This window comes from Rhizobium sp. BE258 (genome assembly GCF_031457345.1).
Lineage (GTDB): Bacteria > Pseudomonadota > Alphaproteobacteria > Rhizobiales > Rhizobiaceae > Rhizobium.
On the sequence record NZ_JAVDWL010000003.1, the window covers coordinates 610,798 to 630,740 of the forward strand.

18 protein-coding genes are annotated in these 19,943 nt (G+C 61.0%); 15 read left to right on the forward strand and 3 right to left on the reverse strand.

What is annotated here, in order from left to right:
- Positions 1–162 precede the first annotated feature (162 nt).
- From aqpZ to J2X43_RS13555, 11 genes are all read left to right on the forward strand, one after another.
- Positions 163–849: an aquaporin Z gene (gene aqpZ / locus J2X43_RS13505; RefSeq protein WP_310294617.1), complete on the forward strand. Its 687-nt coding sequence runs from the start codon at positions 163–165 to the stop codon at positions 847–849.
- A 289-nt stretch (positions 850–1,138) separates the two neighbouring features.
- Positions 1,139–2,065, forward strand: a complete 927-nt coding sequence (locus tag J2X43_RS13510; RefSeq protein WP_112386992.1) for a D-alanine--D-alanine ligase — start codon at positions 1,139–1,141, stop codon at positions 2,063–2,065.
- Positions 2,053–2,985: a cell division protein FtsQ/DivIB gene (locus tag J2X43_RS13515; RefSeq protein WP_112386993.1), complete on the forward strand. Its 933-nt coding sequence runs from the start codon at positions 2,053–2,055 to the stop codon at positions 2,983–2,985. The genes J2X43_RS13510 and J2X43_RS13515 overlap by 13 nt, the downstream gene beginning before the upstream one ends.
- Positions 2,982–4,313 (forward strand): cell division protein FtsA, encoded by a 1,332-nt coding sequence (ftsA, locus tag J2X43_RS13520; protein WP_112386994.1) that lies wholly within the window; start codon positions 2,982–2,984, stop codon positions 4,311–4,313. The genes J2X43_RS13515 and ftsA overlap by 4 nt, the downstream gene beginning before the upstream one ends.
- Before the next feature lie 57 nt (positions 4,314–4,370).
- Positions 4,371–6,095: a cell division protein FtsZ gene (ftsZ, locus tag J2X43_RS13525; RefSeq protein WP_310294621.1), complete on the forward strand. Its 1,725-nt coding sequence runs from the start codon at positions 4,371–4,373 to the stop codon at positions 6,093–6,095.
- A gap of 290 nt (positions 6,096–6,385) precedes the next feature.
- Positions 6,386–7,342, forward strand: a complete 957-nt coding sequence (lpxC, locus tag J2X43_RS13530; protein WP_310294623.1) for a UDP-3-O-acyl-N-acetylglucosamine deacetylase — start codon at positions 6,386–6,388, stop codon at positions 7,340–7,342.
- Positions 7,343–7,608: 266 nt separating this feature from the next.
- Positions 7,609–8,478 (forward strand): outer membrane protein assembly factor BamD, encoded by an 870-nt coding sequence (locus tag J2X43_RS13535; RefSeq protein ID WP_310294625.1) that lies wholly within the window; start codon positions 7,609–7,611, stop codon positions 8,476–8,478.
- 13 nt (positions 8,479–8,491) lie between these two features.
- Positions 8,492–10,165, forward strand: coding sequence for a DNA repair protein RecN (gene recN / locus J2X43_RS13540; protein WP_310294627.1), 1,674 nt, complete (start codon positions 8,492–8,494; stop codon positions 10,163–10,165).
- 248 nt (positions 10,166–10,413) lie between these two features.
- The gene (gene ligA / locus J2X43_RS13545) at positions 10,414–12,570 is read left to right on the forward strand and encodes an NAD-dependent DNA ligase LigA (protein WP_310294629.1); all 2,157 of its coding nucleotides are present in this window, start codon (positions 10,414–10,416) and stop codon (positions 12,568–12,570) included.
- Positions 12,571–12,607: 37 nt separating this feature from the next.
- Positions 12,608–12,904 (forward strand): type II toxin-antitoxin system HigB family toxin, encoded by a 297-nt coding sequence (locus tag J2X43_RS13550; protein ID WP_112386999.1) that lies wholly within the window; start codon positions 12,608–12,610, stop codon positions 12,902–12,904.
- Complete coding sequence (locus J2X43_RS13555; protein WP_310294631.1) at positions 12,904–13,281, forward strand: XRE family transcriptional regulator; 378 nt, start codon at positions 12,904–12,906, stop codon at positions 13,279–13,281. Before J2X43_RS13550 ends, J2X43_RS13555 begins: the two co-directional genes overlap by 1 nt.
- Here J2X43_RS13555 and J2X43_RS13560 read toward each other — a convergent pair.
- A complete protein-coding gene (locus tag J2X43_RS13560; RefSeq protein ID WP_310294633.1) occupies positions 13,278–13,808 on the reverse strand; it encodes a GNAT family N-acetyltransferase in 531 nt (176 codons plus the stop codon). The genes J2X43_RS13555 and J2X43_RS13560 overlap by 4 nt on opposite strands.
- Positions 13,809–14,078: 270 nt before the next feature.
- On the opposite strand from J2X43_RS13560, the gene J2X43_RS13565 reads away from it, so the two are divergent.
- Positions 14,079–14,669, forward strand: coding sequence for a 3'-5' exonuclease (locus tag J2X43_RS13565; protein WP_310294635.1), 591 nt, complete (start codon positions 14,079–14,081; stop codon positions 14,667–14,669).
- 73 nt (positions 14,670–14,742) lie between these two features.
- Positions 14,743–15,231 (forward strand): CreA family protein, encoded by a 489-nt coding sequence (locus J2X43_RS13570; protein ID WP_112387002.1) that lies wholly within the window; start codon positions 14,743–14,745, stop codon positions 15,229–15,231.
- Positions 15,232–15,392: 161 nt separating this feature from the next.
- Here the strand turns inward: J2X43_RS13570 and J2X43_RS13575 are convergent, their stop codons facing one another.
- Positions 15,393–15,863 (reverse strand): chemotaxis protein CheW, encoded by a 471-nt coding sequence (locus J2X43_RS13575; RefSeq protein ID WP_112387003.1) that lies wholly within the window; start codon positions 15,861–15,863, stop codon positions 15,393–15,395.
- Positions 15,863–17,827, reverse strand: a complete 1,965-nt coding sequence (locus J2X43_RS13580) for a methyl-accepting chemotaxis protein (RefSeq protein ID WP_310294638.1) — start codon at positions 17,825–17,827, stop codon at positions 15,863–15,865. The genes J2X43_RS13575 and J2X43_RS13580 overlap by 1 nt, the downstream gene beginning before the upstream one ends.
- A gap of 368 nt (positions 17,828–18,195) precedes the next feature.
- On the opposite strand from J2X43_RS13580, the gene J2X43_RS13585 reads away from it, so the two are divergent.
- On the forward strand, positions 18,196–18,804 hold the full coding sequence (locus J2X43_RS13585) for an SCO family protein (protein ID WP_310294640.1): 609 nt from the start codon (positions 18,196–18,198) through the stop codon (positions 18,802–18,804).
- A 3-nt stretch (positions 18,805–18,807) separates the two neighbouring features.
- On the forward strand, positions 18,808–19,932 hold the full coding sequence (locus tag J2X43_RS13590; RefSeq protein WP_310294642.1) for an NAD(P)/FAD-dependent oxidoreductase: 1,125 nt from the start codon (positions 18,808–18,810) through the stop codon (positions 19,930–19,932).
- Positions 19,933–19,943: the final 11 nt, after the last annotated feature.

Below are 19,943 nucleotides of genomic sequence, written 5' to 3' on the forward strand. Positions count from 1 at the left end.
GCAAACGCTAAATGAGCAATAAACTGATGAAATCCCTGGCCGGTGTTGGGGGCGTTTCCGGACGGGCCAATCCGCGTTTCTAGCAAAATTACCAGATTGACGGGACTCGATTTGAGGCGGCTTGCTGTTCTCGCTCTGGTTGAGAGCCTCGGAGGGGAAATCATGCAAAGAAATCTTATTGCAGAATTTTTTGGTACGTTCTGGCTCGTTTTCGGCGGATGCGGCAGTGCTGTGCTGGCGGCAGCATTTCCGGCGCTCGGAATTGGCTTTGCCGGTGTCGCCCTGGCATTCGGACTGACGGTGCTGACGATGGCCTATGCGGTCGGCGGCATTTCCGGCGGGCATTTCAATCCGGCGGTGTCCGTGGGTCTCGCGGTTGCCGGGCGGTTTCCGGCGGGCCGCGTCATTCCCTATATCATCGTGCAGGTCATCGGTGCCGTCGCGGCAGCGGCACTTCTCTATCTGGTTGCCAGCGGAAAAGCCGGTTTCGAACTGGGCGGCTTTGCCTCGAACGGTTATGGCGAGCATTCGCCCGGTGGTTATTCGCTGACGTCCGCGCTGATCATCGAGGTCCTGCTGACGATGTTCTTCCTGATCGTCATCCTGGGCTCCACGCATGGGCGCGTACCTGCCGGGTTCGCGCCGCTGGCGATCGGCCTAGCACTGACACTCATACATCTGATCTCGATCCCGGTTACCAACACATCGGTCAATCCGGCGCGTTCGACAGGGCAGGCGCTCTTTGCCGGCGGCTGGGCTCTGCAGCAGCTTTGGCTCTTCTGGCTGGCGCCGATCGTGGGCGGCGCGCTCGGCGGGACGGTCTGGAAACTGCTTGAGAAAGACGACTAAGCGCCGTCGTAATCACGCTGCGCATGCCAACCCGCACAGCTCGTCTGTGCGGGTTTTTTCATCCTCCGAACGAACTTCCGGATGCCGGTGCAAGCCACTGATTTCGAGTCGAAACGGCACAGGTTTGCCGCGCTGTTCGGTGGCCTGGAGGCGGCAGGTTAACAAAAGTAAACGCTTCGTTAACCATATTGTTGTCAAACTGCCATCAAGCCTGAGTGGGCAAGATTCGGTGGGCGAAAGCCTCGCGCAAGCGTCGGAATTCATGCCGTAAGTTATTTTGGGGGTACGTATGAGTCGCAAGCATGTCGCTGTCCTGATGGGCGGATTTTCCTCGGAGAGGCCGGTAAGCCTGTCTTCGGGGAAGGCATGTGCCGACGCGCTGGAAGCCGAAGGCTTTCAGGTCACCCGTATTGATGTCGACCGTGATGTGTCGGCCAAGCTCGTTGCTGCCCGCCCGGATGTCGCGTTCAATGCTCTGCATGGCCCGTTCGGCGAGGATGGTACGATCCAGGGCATTCTCGAATATCTCGAAATTCCCTACACGCATTCCGGCGTTCTTGCCTCGGCTCTCGCGATGGACAAGAGCAAGGCCAAGGGCGTTGCCGCTGCTGCCGGTATTCCGGTGGCGCAATCCGAAGTCATCAACCGTTTCGCCTTTCCGGCCGAGCATCCGATGAAGCCGCCTTATGTGGTGAAGCCGGTTCGCGAGGGGTCGAGCTTCGGTGTGTTGATCGTGCAAGAGGATCAGTCGCATCCGCCGCAGGTGATCAGTTCTTCGGAGTGGCGCTATGGGGAAGAGGTTCTCGTCGAGCGCTATATCCATGGCCGCGAGCTGACATGCGGCGTGATGGGCGATACGGCGCTGGGTGTCACGGAAGTGGTGCCGCAGGGCCACAACTTTTATGACTATGACGCCAAGTATGCGGCTGGCGGTTCAAAACACGTCATTCCGGCGAAAATTTCACCGAAAATTTACCAAAAAATACAATCATTGGCACTAAGGGCGCATCAAGCAATTGGTTGCCGTGGCGTCAGCCGGTCTGACTTTCGCTACGACGATCGCTTCTCCGAAGATGGCGAAATCATCTGGCTCGAGGTCAATACTCAGCCGGGAATGACTCCAACCTCTCTGGTGCCCGAAATGGCCGGTTATGCCGGTTATTCCTTTGGTGAGTTTCTGCGCTGGATGGTGGAGGACGCTTCTTGTTCTCGTTGACGGTCAAAAGGATGGGGCGCCCGAGCCATCGCGACGATATTGCCTTCCCGGAAGGCGATAGCCGCATGGTGCTGCCGCGTCCGCTGCGCCGCGCCGTCCGCTTTCTCGTCAGCCTTGGCACTGGCCGCATCTATATCCCTGCGCATACCGGCACTGTTTCCGCTCTGGCGTTTCTGGCTGCGACCGGCCTCTACGGCATGTCGCTCGGCGGTCACACGGAAGCGGTCGCTCAGGCGACGACCACGGCTGCAGGCTTTGCCATCGAAGACGTGAAAGTATCTGGCAATCTGGCGACCTCGGAAATCGAGATCCTCGATCTCCTCGGTCTCGACGGCACGACCTCGCTGGTCGCTCTGGATGTCGATACGGCGCGCCAGAAGATCGCCAAGCTTCCCTGGGTCGAAAGCGCCGAAGTCCGCAAGATCTATCCGAAGACGATCGAAGTGAAGCTCAAGGAGCGCCAGGCCTATGCGATCTGGCAGCACGGCCAGGAGCTTTCGCTGATCGAGCGCAATGGCAGCGTCATCGCGCCGCTGCGCGACAACAAGTTTTCCAACCTGCCGCTCGTCGTCGGCCGCGACGCCGAGACGGCTGCTGTTGCGCTTGAAGGCGAATTCGCCAACTGGCCCGACATCAAGGCGCGGGTGAAGGCCTATGTCTGGGTTTCCAGCCGCCGCTGGGATCTGCATCTCGACAACGGTGTCGTCGTGAAGCTGCCGGCCGACGATGTCGATCAGGCGCTGGCGACGCTGTCGAAGCTCAACAAGGAACAGGATCTTCTGGCGCGCGACATCGCAGCCGTCGATCTCAGATTGGCAGACCGGACCGCAATCCAGCTCACCCCCGAGGCGATGGCCCGGCGGCAGGTGGTGCTCGACCAGCGGACAAAGGATTTGAAAAAGGCGGGGCAAAATATATGAGCTTGTTCGGTTCATCCCATTTCGGATTGCCGCGCCTGAAGCCGCTTTCGTCGAAGCGGTCACATATCGTTTCGGTGCTCGACATCGGATCGACCAAGGTCGTCTGCATGATCGGCCGGCTGACGCCGCGTGAGGAGAGTGAGATTCTCCCGGGCCGCACGCATGACATCGAGATCATCGGCATCGGCCATCAGCGTTCCCGCGGCATCAAGACCGGCGTCATCGCCGATCTCGATGCGCTCGAAAGCGTCATCCGTCTCGCGGTCGATGCCGCCGAGCGCATGGCTGGCCTCACCGTCGAAAGCCTGATCGTCAACCTGACGGCCGGCCGTCTCGGCAGCGACGTCTATACGGCGACGATCGATCTCGGCGGCCAGGAAGTCGAACTCAACGACCTGAAGAAGGTTCTTTCTGCAGCCTGCCAGCAGTCGCTGCGCCAGGACCGCGCAGTCCTGCATTCGCTGGCAACCGGATTCTCGCTGGATGGCGAACGCGGTATCCGCGATCCCTTGTCCATGTACGGTGACATGCTCGGCGTCGACATGCATGTCGTCACCGCCGAGCGCGCCGCGCTGAAGAACCTCGAACTCAGCGTCAACCGTGCGCATCTCTCCGTCGAAGGCATCGTCGCGACGCCTTACGCTTCCGGCCTTGCTGCTCTCGTCGATGACGAAGTCGAGCTTGGCTGTGCAGCGATCGACATGGGCGGCGGCACCACGACGATCTCGGTCTTTGCCGAAGGCAAGCTTGTCCATACAGACGCCGTCGGTCTTGGCGGTCATCACGTGACTACCGATCTGGCCCGCGGTCTTTCGACCCGCATCGAGGATGCCGAGCGTCTGAAGGTGGTTCACGCTTCGGCGATGGCGAACTCGTCCGACGAACGCGAACTGATTTCGATCCCGCCGATCGGCGAGGACGAGCGCGATCTGCCGACGCAGGTGCCGCGCGCTCTGGTGTCGCGCATCGTCGGCGCCCGTATCGAGGAAACGATGGAACTGATCCGCGACCGGATCCAGCGCTCGGGCTTCAGCCCGATCGTCGGCAAGCGCGTCGTGCTGACGGGCGGCGCAAGCCAGCTCACTGGCCTTGCAGACGTTGCCCGCAAGATCCTGGCCCGCAACGTTCGTATCGGCCGCCCGATGGGCGTTTCGGGTCTGCCGACGGCAGCCAAGGGCCCGGCCTTTTCGACGGCAGTCGGCCTGATGATCTATCCGCAGGTCGCGGACATGGAAACACATGCGTCACAGAGCGGGCTGCTCTTGTCGCTTGGGGGAAATAACAGCCGCATAGCCCGGATGGGCCAGTGGCTGAAGGAAAGCTTCTGAACATTGAGTGAATTGGCCGGCGTGGCGATGCGGCCATAAAGAGAAGGAACGGGTACCATGACTATCAAGCTGCAAAAGCCTGACATCACAGAGCTGAAGCCGCGTATCACCGTATTCGGTGTCGGCGGCGGCGGCGGCAATGCTGTCAACAACATGATCTCCGCTGGCCTCCAGGGCGTCGACTTCGTCGTTGCCAACACGGATGCGCAGGCTCTGACGATGACCAAGGCGGAGCGGATCATCCAGCTCGGCGCCAACGTCACCGAAGGCCTCGGTGCAGGTTCGCAGCCGGAAGTCGGCCGTGCGGCTGCCGAAGAGTGCATCGATGAGATCATCGATCACCTGAACGGCACGCATATGTGCTTCGTCACCGCCGGCATGGGCGGCGGTACCGGTACCGGTGCTGCTCCTGTCGTCGCGCAGGCCGCCCGCAACAAGGGCATCCTGACCGTCGGCGTCGTCACCAAGCCGTTCCAGTTCGAAGGCGGCCGCCGCATGCGTCTGGCCGAAGCCGGTATCGAAGAGCTGCAGAAGTCGGTCGATACGCTGATCGTCATTCCGAACCAGAACCTCTTCCGGATCGCCAACGACAAGACGACCTTTGCCGACGCTTTCGCGATGGCCGACCAGGTTCTCTACTCGGGCGTTGCTTGCATCACCGACCTGATGGTGAAGGAAGGTCTCATCAACCTCGACTTCGCCGACGTCCGTTCGGTCATGCGCGAAATGGGCCGTGCAATGATGGGTACCGGCGAAGCTTCGGGCCAGGGCCGTGCAATGCAGGCTGCTGAAGCCGCAATCGCCAACCCGCTGCTCGACGAAACCTCGATGCGCGGTGCGCAGGGCCTGCTGATCTCGATCACCGGTGGCCGTGACCTGACGCTCTTCGAAGTCGATGAAGCCGCAACCCGCATCCGCGAAGAAGTCGATCCGGACGCCAACATCATCCTCGGCGCCACGTTCGACGAATCGCTCGAAGGCATCATCCGCGTATCAGTCGTTGCGACCGGTATCGATCGCGCTGCCGCCGAAGCCTCCACCAAGACCTTCCAGCCGGCCGCAAAGCCGATCATCCGTCCTTCGGCGGCCGTTGCTCCGGCTCCGGCCGCAGTTCAGCCTGCTCCGGTCATGCAGGCACCGAAGCCGGTTGATACCGTTGCGCAGACGATCCGCATGGCAGAAGCCCAGATGGAACGTGAGCTCGCCCCGCGCGCTCCTGCTCCGGTCCAGCAGCCTGTCGCACAGGAAACCTTCCGTCCGCAGAGCCGCATCTTCGCAGCAGCACCGGAAGCTCCGGTTGCCCGTCCGGCACCGATGCAGATGCAGCCCGCTCCGGCTCCGGTCATGAGCCAGCCGGCTCCGCAGCCTGTCATGATGCAGCAGCCAGCACCGGTGGCGCCACAGCCGGTCCGCCAGGAACCTGCCATGCAGCAGCCGACGCGCATGCCGAAGGTCGAGGACTTCCCGCCGGTCGTTCAGGCCGAGATCGATCACCGCTCGCAGCCCGTCGCAGCACAGGCTCACGAAGAGCGCGGCCCGATGGGCCTGCTCAAGCGGATCACGAACTCGCTGAACCGCCGCGAAGAGGAAGTTGCTCCTGAGATGACGTCTGCTCCGGCAGCCGCTTCGCAGCAGCGCCGTCCGCTTTCGCCGGAAGCCAGCCTCTACGCTCCGCGCCGCGGCAACCTCGACGACCAGGGCCGCGCCGTTCCGCAGGCTCGCATGATGCAGGAAGACGACCAGCTCGAAATCCCTGCATTCCTGCGCCGCCAGTCGAACTGACGCGACACAGAATCGCCACGCTCAGCGCCCGGGATCACAGTCCCGGGCGCTTCTGTTTCAAAGCCTTGCGTGAAGGCTAAATTAACAAGTCATTTCAATTGCATGGTTTCGTAACAATCCGAAACGAACAGTGATTTGGAATGCAGGGCGGGCACACGTATGTATGAGGTCAAATGACCGCACTTTGACGCATTTTGGCGACAATTCAGCGGTGTGGACAAAAGAACTTCGTGGTTTGATTCCGGTGCCTTGAGCGCTACGAACCTTGAAGGGCAATGAAGGCAGATTTTATGGTTATTGGCATGCTTGGCTTCCAGACGACGGTTTCTCGCCCGGTAACGCTTTCGGGTACCGGCGTCCATTCTGGCGCGGAAGTCTCGATCACCTTCAATCCGGCCGAGACCGATACGGGCGTTGTTTTCCATCGCATGCATGACAACGGTTCTGTCACCGAGCTGCGCGCGGTTTCCTCGCAGGTTGGCAATACGGATCTCTGCACCGTTCTCGGTTTCTCTCCTGCACATTCGGTCGCGACGATCGAGCATGTGATGGCCGCTGTTTACGCGCTTGGCCTCGACAACGTGCTGATCGAAGTTCACGGCGCCGAAATGCCGATCATGGATGGCAGCTCTGCTCCGTTCATCGATGCGATCGAACAGGTCGGTCTGGTTTCTCTTGGCGTCAAGCGCCGCTACATCCGCATCACCAAGCCTGTTCGTATCGAGCATGGCGGTTCGTGGAGCGAATTCCGCCCCTATGACGGCACGCGCTTCGAAGTCGAGATCGATTTCGACTGCCCGCTGATCGGCCGCCAGAAGTGGGAAGGCGACCTGACAGCCCAGACCTTCAAGACCGAACTGTCGCGGGCCCGTACCTTCGGCTTCATGCGCGACGTCGAGCGTCTTTGGGCTTCGGGCCACGCCCTCGGTTCCTCGCTCGAGAACTCTGTCGTCATCTCCGACGACAACACCGTGATCAATGTCGAAGGCCTGCGCTACGCCAAGGACGAGTTCGTGCGTCACAAGACGCTCGATGCCGTCGGCGACCTGTCGCTGGCGGGCGCACCGTTCATCGGGTGCTACCGTTCGTATCGCGGCGGTCACAAGATGAATGCCAATGCGCTCAAGGCACTGCTCAGCGATGCCAGCGCCTATGAGGTCGTCGAGACCTCTGCCGCCCGTCCGCGCGTTGCTGCGCGTGATTTCATTGCCGTGAATGCTCCCGGATTCGCCCCCTGGTCGGCGTGACCTCCAGAACGATTTCCTAGACCAGGACCGCCTCTTTCGGGAGGCGGTTTTTTTATGCGGATTTTCCGGCCGATAGTGTTTTCGGCGCAGATGCTTAGCTGCAACACGGGAAATCAAAGATGAAAACCCGGATATTCTCTGGGCCTATGCCACAAAAATGCGTTAATGCGTCATCATTGCGTTGCTCTCGCCTCGCATTTGTGGCTAGAAACGCCAGCGAGGTGTGGCTGCCGTTAAGAGTGGGTAGCGGGAGTCGGGATTAATCTATGGGTTATGCAAGGTCTGAAGGTATGATGAAGACAGCGCGCGCTTTGCTCGCATCGCTCGTGGTGCTGAGCGCAGGCGCCTTGATTTCCGGTTGCCAGTCGGATCCGGACATCGACATCACCAAACTCGGCCTCGACAATGACCCGCCGGATGTTCTCTACAATCAGGCGCTTGCCAACATGAAGGCAGGCAACATGGCCGAAGCGGCGCGCAAGTTCGACGCCATCGACCGTGAAAACCCGTTCTCGGAATGGGCCCGCAAGGCGCTCGTCATGAGCACCTTCGTCAAGTACCGCCAGGGCAAGATCGACGAAGCGCTGGCATCGGGCAACCGCTACATGGCGCAGTATCCGCAGTCCAAGGACGCGGCCTATGTCCAGTATCTGGTCGGCCTCAGCTATTCGAAGCAGATTTCCGACGTGACGCAGGACCAGCGTGCCTCATCGAAGACCATCGATGCGATGCAGGCCGTCATCGACAAGTATCCGGACTCCGAATATGTCGACGACGCGCAGGCCAAGATCCGCTTCGCCCGCGACCAGCTCGCCGGCAAGGAAATGCAGATCGGCCGCTACTATCTGGAGCGCAAGGAGTATCTTGCGGCTATCTCCCGTTTCCGTATCGTGGTTGAAAAGTACCCGAATACGAATCAGGTCGAGGAAGCACTCTCGCGTCTGGTCGAAGCCTATTACGCGATGGGTATCGTCGAAGAGGCACAGACCGCCGCTGCCGTTCTCGGCCATAACTATCCGGATAGCCAGTGGTACGCCGATTCCTACAAGCTGCTGAAGAGCGGCGGCGCAGAGCCTCGGGAGAACAAGGGTTCCTGGCTCTCCGAAGCGGGCAAGAAGCTGCTCCTCGGCTCGTGAGGCCAGTAACGCAATGCTGATCCAGCTTTCGATCCGCGATATCGTTCTGATCGAGCGGCTGGATCTCTCGTTCGAGGCCGGGCTCTCGGTTCTGACCGGGGAAACGGGTGCAGGCAAATCCATCCTTCTCGACAGTCTGTCGCTGGCGCTCGGCGGGCGCGGCGATGGCGGGCTTGTGCGCCACGGCGAAGACAAGGGGCAGGTGACTGCGGCCTTTGACGTGCCGATGGATCACGGCGCCCGCAAGCTTTTGCGCGAAAACGGCATCGACGACGACGGTGACCTGATCTTCCGCCGCCAGCAATCTTCCGACGGTCGCACCAAGGCCTATGTCAACGACCAGCCCGTCAGTGTGCAGTTGATGCGCCAAGCGGGGCAGATGCTGGTCGAAATCCACGGCCAGCACGACGACCGGGCACTTGTCGATACCAATGCCCACCGCATCCTGCTCGATGCCTTTGCCGGTATCACCGAGGATGTCTCAGGCGTGTCCGAGCTCTACAGAATCTGGCGCGATGCCGAGCGGACGCTGAAGAAGCACCGCGAGAAGGTGGAGAACGCCGCCCGCGAGGCCGATTATCTGCGCGCCTCCGTCGAGGAGCTCGAAAAGCTTTCTCCGCGTGACGGCGAGGAGGAGGAGCTTGCCGACCGCCGCCAGAAGATGATGAAGGCGGAGCGGATCGCCGGCGATATTGCCGAGGCATCCGAGTTCCTGAACGGCAATGCTTCTCCCGTGCCCCATATCGCCTCGCTGGTGCGCCGGCTGGAGCGCAAGAGCCACGAGGCGCCCGGATTGCTGGAAGACACTGTGGCGCTTCTGGACTCCGCGCTGGACCAGCTTTCCAACGCGCAGATGGAAGTCGAGGCGGCACTGCGCAAGACCGAGTACGATCCGAAGGAACTGGAGCGCGTCGAGGAGCGGCTGTTTGCGCTGCGCGCCGCATCCCGCAAATACTCGGTGCCCGTCGTCGAGCTTCCGGCCCTTGCCGTCAGGATGATCGCCGATCTCGCCGATGTCGATGCCGGCGAAGAAAAGCTCGTCAAGCTCGACGCCGAGGTTGGCCGCGCCAAGGCGGCCTATGGTGAAGCTGCCCGTTCGCTGTCGGAAAAGCGTCATCACGCCGGTAATGCGCTGGCGGAGGCCGTCATGGCCGAGCTTCCGGCGCTGAAGCTCGAGCGCGCCCGTTTCATGGTGGAAATCACCACGGATGCGGAGCAGGCAACCGCCGAAGGCATCGACGTCGTCGAATTCCATGTGCAGACCAATCCGGGCACGCGTCCGGGCTCGATCATGAAGGTTGCCTCGGGCGGCGAACTCTCGCGCTTCCTGCTGGCGCTGAAAGTGGCGCTTGCCGATCGTGGCTCGGCGCCGACGCTTGTTTTTGACGAGATCGATACCGGTGTCGGCGGGGCGGTGGCCGATGCCATCGGCCAGCGGCTGAAGCGGCTGTCGGACAAGGTGCAGGTTCTCTCCGTCACCCACGCGCCGCAGGTGGCGGCGAGGGCGGCGACGCATCTGTTGATTTCCAAGGGGCCGGTGGATGCCGGATCCGAAAAGATCGCCACCCGTGTGGCGACCATGGCGCCGAAGGACCGCACCGAGGAGATCGCCCGTATGCTCGCCGGTGCTTCGGTCACCGACGAGGCGCGGGCTGCGGCGGCCAAGCTCTTGTCCGGCAACGGGTAGGGGGACTGTTGAGGGCCGCCCTCGTCCTTCGAGGCTACGCCTTCGGTTTCGCACCTCAGGATGAGGGCTCCCGGGGGGCTGCGATTAGCAACCCTCAAGGCTGACCCGTCCGAGCACGGCTCCCTCCACCCTCATTCTGAGGTGCGACCGCAGGGAGCCTCGAAGGACGAGGGTGGCCACCACCCCGCCACTTCCCATCCGGACAATTTGCGCTAAAAACGATCACAGATTCTCCGGAGTAATCATGCATGTCGAGCGAAGTTGAAACCCTGACGATCGAAGAGGCCGCAGCTGAGCTGGAGCGTCTGGCGAAAGAGATCGCCCATCACGACGCGCTCTACCACGGCAAGGACCAGCCGGAAATTTCCGATGCCGACTATGATGCTCTGAAGCGGCGGAACGATGCGATCGAGGCGCGGTTTCCCGAGCTCGTTCGCGAGGACAGCCCGTCGCGGCGGGTGGGTGCGGAGCCGTCCGTCACCTTTGCACAGATCACTCATGCAAGGCCGATGCTGTCGCTTGGCAACACCTTCTCGCAGGACGACGTGCAGGATTTCGTCGGCAGCGTCTACCGCTTCCTGGGGCGCCTGCCGGATCAGTCGATCGCGTTTACCGCCGAGCCGAAGATCGACGGCCTGTCGATGTCGATCCGCTACCAGAACGGCAAGCTCGTCAGCGCCGCAACACGCGGCGACGGCACGACCGGCGAGAATGTCACGGCCAATATCCGTACCATCAAGGAAATCCCGCAGGTGCTGCCGAAGGGCGTTCCAGATGTCGTCGAGGTACGCGGCGAGGTCTATATGGCCAAGAGCGACTTCCTGGCGCTGAACAAGCAGATGGAGGCCGAGGGCAAGCAGACCTATGTCAACCCGCGCAACACGGCGGCGGGATCGCTGCGCCAGCTCGATGCCAAGGTGACGGAGAGCCGCAAGCTGAAATTCTTCGCCTATGCCTGGGGTGAAATCTCCGAGCCCAACGATCTGCCGAAGACACAGTTCGACATGGTGCAGACCTTCAAGGACTGGGGTTTTCCGGTCAATCCGCTGATGAAGCGGCTGAACTCTGTGGCCGATATCCTGGCGCATTACGACGATATCGGTCTCAAGCGGCCGGATCTCGACTACGACATCGACGGCGTCGTCTACAAGGTCGACAGCCTCGAACTGCAGCAGCGCCTCGGCTTCCGCTCGCGTAGCCCGCGCTGGGCGACGGCACACAAGTTCCCGGCCGAGCAGGCATTCACCGTCGTCGAGAATATCGACATCCAGGTCGGCAGGACTGGCGCGCTGACGCCGGTGGCGCGCCTGACACCGGTCACCGTCGGCGGCGTCGTCGTCACCAATGCGACGCTGCATAACGCGGACTATATCAAGGGCATCGGCAATTCCGGCGAACGCATCCGCGAGGAAGAGCACGATATCCGCATCGGCGACACCGTGATCGTCCAGCGCGCAGGCGACGTCATCCCGCAGGTGCTTGATGTGGTGATGGAGAAACGGCCGGAGGGGGCTGCGGCCTACACATTCCCGAAGACATGTCCGGTCTGCGGCTCGCATGCCGTTCGCGAAGTCAACGAGAAGACCGGCAAGGTCGATGCCGTGACGCGCTGCACCGGCGGCTTCATCTGCCGCGCGCAGGCAACAGAGCATCTGAAGCATTTCGTCTCGCGCAACGCCTTCGATATCGAGGGCTTCGGCACCAAGCAGGTGGATTTCTTCTTCGAGAGCGACGACGCCTCGCTGCAGATCCGGACGGCGCCCGAAATCTTCAAGCTGGAGAAACGCCAGCAGGCCTCGACGCTGACAAAGCTCGAGAATATCGACGGATTCGGCAAGGTCAGCGTCAGCAAGCTCTACGCGGCGATCAACGAACGCCGCAGCATCGCGCTGCACCGCTTCATCTATGCGCTCGGCATCCGTCATGTCGGTGAGACCACCGCGAAGCTGCTTGCCCGCTCCTACGGCACCTATGAGGCCTTTGCCGCCGCCATGCAGGATGCGGCGCCCTTGTCCGGTGATGGCTGGAACGAGTTGAACGCCATCGACGGCATCGGCGAGATCGTGGCCCGCGCCATCGTCGAGTTCTACAAGGAGCCGCGCAACGTTGAGGTCATCAGCCGTCTGCTGGAAGAGGTTGTGCCTGAGAAGGCCGAGCAGCCGGTAACATCGGGAAGCCCGGTCGCCGGGAAGACCGTGGTCTTCACCGGCTCGCTGGAAAAATTCACCCGCGACGAAGCCAAAGCCCGCGCCGAAAGCCTCGGCGCCAAGGTTGCCGGATCGGTCTCCAAGAAGACCGACATCCTCGTTGCCGGCCCGGGCGCCGGCTCCAAGCTCGACAAGGCCAAAGAACTCGGCGTCCAGACGATGGACGAGGACGAGTGGCTGGCGTTGATCGGTGGGTGATCTTGCGTTGTTCCCGTATTGGGAATATTGTTGATCAATGCAGGTGATCGCCAGATCGACGTTGCGCGCGTTTTGGGAGTTGCATCCGCAGGCGAGGGTGCCGCTGAACGTCTGGTATGCCGCTGTCAGCAAGGCTGATTGGGCGGGGCCTTCGGACGTCAAACGAATGTTTGGTGCGAATGTCGACTTTGTCGGAGACAACCGCATCATTTTCGACATCGGCGGCAACAAGTACCGGCTGATCGTGCATGTCGCCTACGCCTATCGCCGCGTACTGATCAAATTTGTCGGCACGCATTCGGATTATGACCGGATCGACCCGGAGACCGTGTGATGGATATCAAGCCTATCAGAAACGACAGTGATCTGGCCTGGGCGATCGATGAAGTGGCCCCGTATTTCGAGAGCCCACCAGAAAAGGGCACGGCCGAAGCCGATCGCTTCGATGTCCTTTCGGACCTTATCGAGGCTTATGAAGCCAGGCACTTTCCGGCTGTCGAACTCGATCCCGTCGAGTTTCTCCAGGCTTTCATGGATATGACGGGACGCACCCAGACGGATCTCGGCGATCTCCTGTCATCGCGGTCGCGTGCCTCTGAAATTCTCCACCGCAAGCGCAGGCTTACGGTGGATATGATCTTCAAGCTTGGCGAGGTCTGGGGCCTGCCTGCGGAATGTCTTATCAAGCCGTATAAGCTCGAGGTCGCCTAAACCCTGACCCGCGCCATCGTATAGGCATCGACATAGTCGCCGGCGCGATAGGCGAAGGCTTTCAGCAGGCCTTCCTGTTCGAAGCCGAACTTCCGGTAGAGGGCAAGGGCTGCCGGGTTGTCGGTGTAGACGGTCAATTCCAACCGTCTGATATCGAGCCAGTTGTCGGCGGTATCGACGAGGGCCGCCATCAGCGCGCTGCCGATGCAGTTGCCGGCATGGTCGTCGTGAACACCCATGCCGATGCTGGCGGCGTGGGCGCGGCGGCCCTGGTTGCGCATCAGGTGGGCGTCGCCGACCAGAATGCCGTCGAGTTCGGCGACGATGCTGATATTGCCCTGCGGCATGGTCTCGATTCGTTTTCGCGTTTCCTCCAGCGTCTGGTAGGGAATGCGAAGCGTGCCGTAGCGAAAGCCAGGCAGATTGACGAGGGTGGTGACGGCCTCGGCATCGCTGACGCGCATGGCGCGGACGGTGAGACCTGCGGCGGCCGAGCGCTTGGGTGGATTGTCTTCGGGGATTTTCAAAATTCTCTCCATTGAAATGATGGAGGAGAGCCGGCTTCGAAAACCCTGCTCACCTCGGCAGGGTCTTCGGGACAGATCGCACGCTTAGCGCGCCAATGCCTCCCCGAGCCCTGCAGGGGCCGTGGTGAGATGCATGGTGGCAAGATGCGCGTTCGATACGATCATGACGGGAAAAGTCGTTGATCATAGGTGCGAAGTCAACTGCCGCGTTTGCCTGAGCCTGCTCGCACAGCTAAGCCTGTTTCATCACCCGCGAATCACGGACCGACCTTGAAGACCATTGCCATCGATTTCGAAACGGCCAACGAACAGCGCGGCAGCGCCTGTTCGGTCGGGCTTGCCTGGATCGAGGACGGCAGGGTGACTCGCGTCGAGGAGCGGCTGATTCGCCCCAGGGATATGCGCTTTTCGGGCATGAACATCGCGATCCACGGTATTCGCCCTGAGCATGTCGAGGATGCGCCGGAGTTTCCTGAGGTCATGGACGAGTTTCATGACGATTTCCGCGGCGCGACGATGATCGCCCATAATGCGGCCTTTGATTTCAGCGTCTGGCGCGCCTCGCTCGATCTTTACCGGCAGACCTATCCCGAACTCACCTATCTCTGCAGCCTGAAGATGGCGCAGCGCATCTGGCCGCAGTTCCTGTCGCACCGGCTGAACATCATCGCCGAGCATCTCGGCCTGCGGTTCGTGCACCACAATGCGGCCGAGGATGCCGTGGTCTGTGCCCAGGCGGCGATCGAGATGGCCAAGGCGGTGAAGGCGGCGGCGGTGCATGCGATCCCGGCTGCGATCGGCATGAAGCCCGGGCGGCTGCTCGCCACCGGCTACGAACCCTGCACCTGCAAGCGCGCCTGATTTATCAGCGGTTTCTTGCATTGTCCCTCGTGCTGCTTATCTACAAAGCGGGCCAACCAGGGAGCTTCCATCCATGTTTCGTAAGATCGTTCTTGCCGCTGCCTCAGCCGCCACGCTTTGTGCGGGTGCGGCTTCTGCCGAAGTGGTCGGCAAGGTCGGGGTCGACTGGATCGGCAACGATATCATCGTCGATGCCATTCCCGATCCTGAGGTGAAGGGCGTCACCTGCCATGTCACCTATTTCGACCGCAGCCTGATAGACCGGGTGAAGAACGGCAACTGGTTCGAGGACCCGTCCAACAACTCGATTTCCTGCCGCCAGACGGGGCCGATCGAGATCGGCGACATCAACCTGTCGAAGGATGGCGACGAGGTGTTCAAGGCGGGCATGTCGCTGATCTGGAAGAAGCTGGTCGTCAACCGCATCTACGACAAGACCAACGACACGCTGATCTATCTCGCTCATTCACGCGAGCTGACGGATGGCTCTGCGAAGATGTCGATCTCGACCGTGCCGCTCTATGGGCAGAACCCGGTCTGGAAGAACGGCAAGCCGCAGTAACGTACTCCGTCATGCTCGGGCTTGTCCCGAGCATCTGCGACGGTTGACGAAGGGGTTTGTTGGATCCTCGGCACAAGGCCGAGGATGACGCCGAGCGAGTGAAACGCCCAACGAAAAAAGGCCCGGCTTGCGACCGGGCCTTTCGATATCGGCATTGCCAATCAGGCGGCTTCGCGCGCCAGTTCGTCGGCGATGACGGTGTCGAGGTTGAGGAAGCAGACCATGGTCTTTTCCAGCGCGACGATGCCGCGGCAGAAGGCGCGCTGCTGTTCGGGGATGATCTCCGGCGCCGGCTGCAGGTCTTCGCTCTTGATGGTCATCATGTCGGAAACCTGCTCGACCAGAAGGCCGACCAGCTTGCCGGCGATGTCGGTGACGATGATGGCGGAGCGCTCGGACGGCTCGGTCATCTTCATGCCGAGGCGGCAGGCCATGTCGATGACCGGTATCACCGCACCGCGAAGGTTGATGAGGCCGAGAACGTAGGGCGGCGTATGCGGCATCGGGGTTACTGGCGCCCAGCCGCGGATTTCGCGAATCGCCATGATGTCGATGCAGAATTCCTGCTCACCGAGATGGAACGAGACGATTTCCAGGTGGGAACCGGCCTGTGTGATAATGGCGTTGGTCATCAAAATTCTTCCCAATTGTCTCCGGCCGGAGCGGCCATGGCTCTGGCGGCGGCGCCGCCACTGAATGCGCCCGCGACCTTGCCGATCAAGCTCCGTGCGGGTGAAGGTTTAGGATGCGAGGCGGCGGATGCTTCTCGCGGCGTGGAACGGGCATTCATGCCTTCGCCGATCTGGAACTGTCCAACCAGCCTGATCAGATTGTCGGCGTCCGAGGCGAGCGTGTGGCTCGCAGCGTTCGTTTCCTCGACCATTGCCGCATTCTTCTGCGTCATCTGGTCCATCTGGCTGATGGCTGTATTGATCTCGTGCAGTCCGGTGGATTGTTCGCGTGCAGAGGTTACGATTGATTTAACATGTTCATCGATCCGCAAAACATCTTCGCCGATCTGCCGCAAAGCCTCGCCTGCGGCCGTCACCAGCTCGCCGCCGGTCTTCACTTCGGCGCCTGACTTGGTGATCAGCGCCTTGATGTCCTTGGCGGCACCTGCAGCGCGTCCGGCGAGTTCGCGGACTTCCTGGGCGACGACCGCAAAGCCCTTGCCGGCTTCACCGGCACGCGCCGCTTCGACACCGGCATTCAGCGCCAGAAGGTTGGTCTGGAAGGCGATCTCGTCGATGACGTTGATGATCTGGCCGATTTCGCGCGAGGCGCCTTCAATGCGTTCCATGGCGGCCATGGCCTGGGTGACGACCAGATCCGACTTTTCGGTGTTCTGGCGCGTATGCGCGACCATGTGGCCAACTTCTTCAGCGCGGCTGGTGGCGCTGCGCACGGTTGCCGTGATTTCGTCGAGCGCGGCGGATGTCTGCTCCAGCGAGGCTGCCTGCTGCTCGGTGCGCTTTGCAAGGTCGTCGGCGGCAGAGCTCATCTGGCGGCTGTTTGCCTGGATAGAGCTGCTGTTGGAGGTGATATCGGACATCGCCCGGCGCAGGTTGATGGTCGTCTGGTTGAAGTCGCTACGCAGGCGTTCGAGCTCGGCCTTGAACGGCTGATCGATCGTCGTCGTGACGTCGCCGCCGGCAAGGCGGTTCAGACCCTGGCCGAGAGCGTTGACCGCGCTGTTCAGCGCCTCGGTGTCGGCAAGCTTCAGGGCTTCGCGTTCGCGGCGTTCCGTATCGCTCTTCCGACGCTCGGTCTCCGTCTGGCTTTCGAGATTGCGCTTGTCGATTGCCGACTGACGGAAGCTCTCGGCCGCACGGGCCATTTCGCCGATCTCGTCGCCGCGCTCCGTCGCCGGAACTTCGCTGGAGAGATCGCCCTGCATGATCCGCGCCATGCTTGAGCGAACGGCTTCGATGCCGTTGCGGATGGAACCGCCGTGAATGTACTGGAGAAGGGACATGGACAGAATGGCAAAGGCGCCGAGACCGATCTGGATCCAGAGCGCGCCGGCCGATATCTCGTTGGCCTGGTCGATCCGCTGCTGTGCGACCGCGCTGCCATCCTGTGCAAGCTTGTCGAGTGTCGCCGTCAGCTTCTCGCCGCCGCCATCAATCGCATCGTCCAGCTTGTCGAAGGCATCGTCTGCTGCACCCGCTTCAACGGCGGCCTTCAGATCGACGAGGATCGCCTTCTGCAGGGCTGCGACGTCAGCGTCATAGCTGGCGACCAGGCTGCCGGCCTTGAGCTCGTCGGCGAGGAGCGCCATTTCCTTCGATCCGTTCTTCAGCTGTTCGATCGATTTCGACATTGAAGTAAGGCGGGCCGGATCGACCTTCTTGTCGCCGCGGTCAACAATCGTGTCCATGGCGGCAAGGACCAATGTCAGGTTGGCCATGCGCATCTCGTTGATGCGATCGACACTCAGTTGAATGTCGTTCGCACGATTGAGGGCGCGGTCGATCCGGATATTTTCATACCAGCCAACGGCGACCATCGATCCGAAGCCGATGAGTGCCGCGCCGGCGAGTGTCCACAGCCTTTGGCTGACGGAGAAAGTCTTGCGTATGGTATTGCTGCTCATGAAATGATGTCCCCCGCCTGAAAACGCCGGATAAAATACGGTTTTCACTATGCGATCGCTGGAGCTTTCCGCCCGCGCAGACATCATGTCAGTACGGCACCAATAGCGCCGGACGCAGTGTCAAATATAGCTTTCAGAAATTAAGCGTTCGATAACGATGTATTTCTTGGAAGTGATACAGAAATACCATCTAAATGCTTGCAGGATATGCAATTTAAGAAACCTGCCTTCCCGGTTTTCAACATTTCGGATCTTGCAAGGTGAGGCAATTAATCACGGGTAAGAAAACGGGTTGTTGAATTGCGTGGACAGGCGGGAGGTTATATCCCGCTGTCGATGGGCGCTTTGGCGCCGCTAGGGGTTGGATGATGAAGAATTTTCGTATTGCCGTTTGGATTGCCGTGCTGCTCGTTGCCGGTGTGTTGGGCTGGTTGACGCTCAATATTACCAAGACCAAGGACCTGCCGCTGGCGGCCGAGGGTCCCTATGGCGTGCCGTTCACGCTGGTGGCGCAGGACGGCAAGCCGATCACCGAGCAGGCGCTGCGCGGCAAGCCGAGCGCACTGTTCTTCGGCTTTACCCATTGCCCGGAGGTCTGCCCGACGACGCTGTTCGAGCTCAATGGCTGGATGGAGAAGGTTGATCCGGCAGGTGACAAGCTGAACGCCTATTTCGTTACCGTCGATCCGGAGCGTGATACGCCGGAGATCATGAACCAATATGTCTCGAACGTCTCGAAGCGCATCACCGGCATCTCTGGCGCGCCGGACAAGATCGCCGATGTCGTCAAGGGTTTTCGCGTTTACGCCAAGAAGGTTCCAGTCGATGAGAACAATCCTGGTGGTGACTATACGATGGACCATACCGCGTCAGTCTTCCTGCTCGACGCACAGGGCCGCTTTGCCGGAACCATCGCCTATGGCGAAAATCCCGATACGGCTGTAAAGAAGCTGGAGAACCTGGTGACCAAGGGGTGACACATGCCGGGGGGACATCGTGACATTCTGATTGCCGGGGCAGGTGCCACCGGGCTTACGGCAGCATTGGAACTTGTGCGGCGGGGTCACCGGCCGCGCATCATCGACAGCGATGAGGGGCCGGTGCCGATGGTGGAAAGCCGGGCGCTTGGTATCAATGCCCGGACGCTGACGCTGCTTTCGCCCTCCCGGGTGAGCGATGTCGTGTTGCAGGATGCGTACCGCATCGACCGGTTTCGGGCCCGCTCCGGCGGCAAGCTGCTCTTCGAACTCGATCCCGGCCGGGTTACCGGACGATTCCCTGCCATCCAGATGCTGGCGCAGGGGCAGACCGAGCGGCTACTGCTCAGCAAGCTCTCCGACTATGAAGTGGTGCCGGAATGGCAGACGGTGCTGGAGCGCGTTGAAAATACGGGCGGCACGCATGTCGTGCTTCGGCGTCCCGATGGTTCGGCGGAAGAGCTAACTCCCGATATATTGATCGGCGCCGACGGAGCGCATTCGGCGGTGCGCAAGGGGGCCGGGCTTGGCTTTCCGGGACAGGCACTGGAAGAGAGCTTCTACATTGCCGACTTCCGCTATCCTGAGCCGATCGATCCGCATTATGTCGAAATCGATCTGTTCAATCCGGGCATGATCGGCCGTTTGCCGGTGTCTTCGGATACGGTGCGCTATCTCTCGACGCTTTCGGATTTCGAAAAGCGGATCCGGCATCCGGTTGCGGGAGGCCAGGCCGTCTGGGTTTCGAATTTCCGCATCCATTTCCGCCATGTCGAGCGCATGTCATCGGGCAACATCTTTCTCGCGGGTGATGCGGCGCATATTCATTCGCCCGCCGGGGCGCGGGGCATGAATCTCGGTATCGAGGATGCCTGCTGGCTTGCCTATCTGATCTCCGAAGGGCGCGAGCAGGAGTATTCCGGGCTGCGCCTTCCCGCGGTGAAAACGGTGCTGAAGCAAACCTATGGTTTGACGTCGCTGGTGACGATGCGTAATCCGGTGGTGACAGGACTGCGAAACGCGCTGATGCCGATCGCCGTCCGCATCCCATTCGTTGCAGACCGCCTTCTGCGCGGCATTGCAGGTTACGATACGCCGCCTCCGCCCTGGATCGACGGCGCCAAATAAAGAAAGACGAA

What these genes read in the sequence shown, in the direction of transcription:
- aqpZ (WP_310294617.1), top strand. Translation starts at nt 163, where the DNA reads ATGCAAAGAAATCTTATTGCAGAATTTTTTGGTACGTTCTGGCTCGTT.
- J2X43_RS13550 (WP_112386999.1), top strand. Translation starts at nt 12,608, where the DNA reads ATGCAGGTGATCGCCAGATCGACGTTGCGCGCGTTTTGGGAGTTGCAT.
- J2X43_RS13575 (WP_112387003.1), bottom strand. Translation starts at nt 15,863, where the DNA reads ATGACCAACGCCATTATCACACAGGCCGGTTCCCACCTGGAAATCGTC.
- ftsZ (WP_310294621.1), top strand. Translation starts at nt 4,371, where the DNA reads ATGACTATCAAGCTGCAAAAGCCTGACATCACAGAGCTGAAGCCGCGT.
- J2X43_RS13570 (WP_112387002.1), top strand. Translation starts at nt 14,743, where the DNA reads ATGTTTCGTAAGATCGTTCTTGCCGCTGCCTCAGCCGCCACGCTTTGT.
- J2X43_RS13555 (WP_310294631.1), top strand. Translation starts at nt 12,904, where the DNA reads ATGGATATCAAGCCTATCAGAAACGACAGTGATCTGGCCTGGGCGATC.
- lpxC (WP_310294623.1), top strand. Translation starts at nt 6,386, where the DNA reads ATGGTTATTGGCATGCTTGGCTTCCAGACGACGGTTTCTCGCCCGGTA.
- J2X43_RS13590 (WP_310294642.1), top strand. Translation starts at nt 18,808, where the DNA reads ATGCCGGGGGGACATCGTGACATTCTGATTGCCGGGGCAGGTGCCACC.
- J2X43_RS13585 (WP_310294640.1), top strand. Translation starts at nt 18,196, where the DNA reads ATGAAGAATTTTCGTATTGCCGTTTGGATTGCCGTGCTGCTCGTTGCC.
- ligA (WP_310294629.1), top strand. Translation starts at nt 10,414, where the DNA reads ATGTCGAGCGAAGTTGAAACCCTGACGATCGAAGAGGCCGCAGCTGAG.
- recN (WP_310294627.1), top strand. Translation starts at nt 8,492, where the DNA reads ATGCTGATCCAGCTTTCGATCCGCGATATCGTTCTGATCGAGCGGCTG.
- J2X43_RS13535 (WP_310294625.1), top strand. Translation starts at nt 7,609, where the DNA reads ATGGGTTATGCAAGGTCTGAAGGTATGATGAAGACAGCGCGCGCTTTG.
- J2X43_RS13580 (WP_310294638.1), bottom strand. Translation starts at nt 17,827, where the DNA reads ATGAGCAGCAATACCATACGCAAGACTTTCTCCGTCAGCCAAAGGCTG.
- J2X43_RS13510 (WP_112386992.1), top strand. Translation starts at nt 1,139, where the DNA reads ATGAGTCGCAAGCATGTCGCTGTCCTGATGGGCGGATTTTCCTCGGAG.
- ftsA (WP_112386994.1), top strand. Translation starts at nt 2,982, where the DNA reads ATGAGCTTGTTCGGTTCATCCCATTTCGGATTGCCGCGCCTGAAGCCG.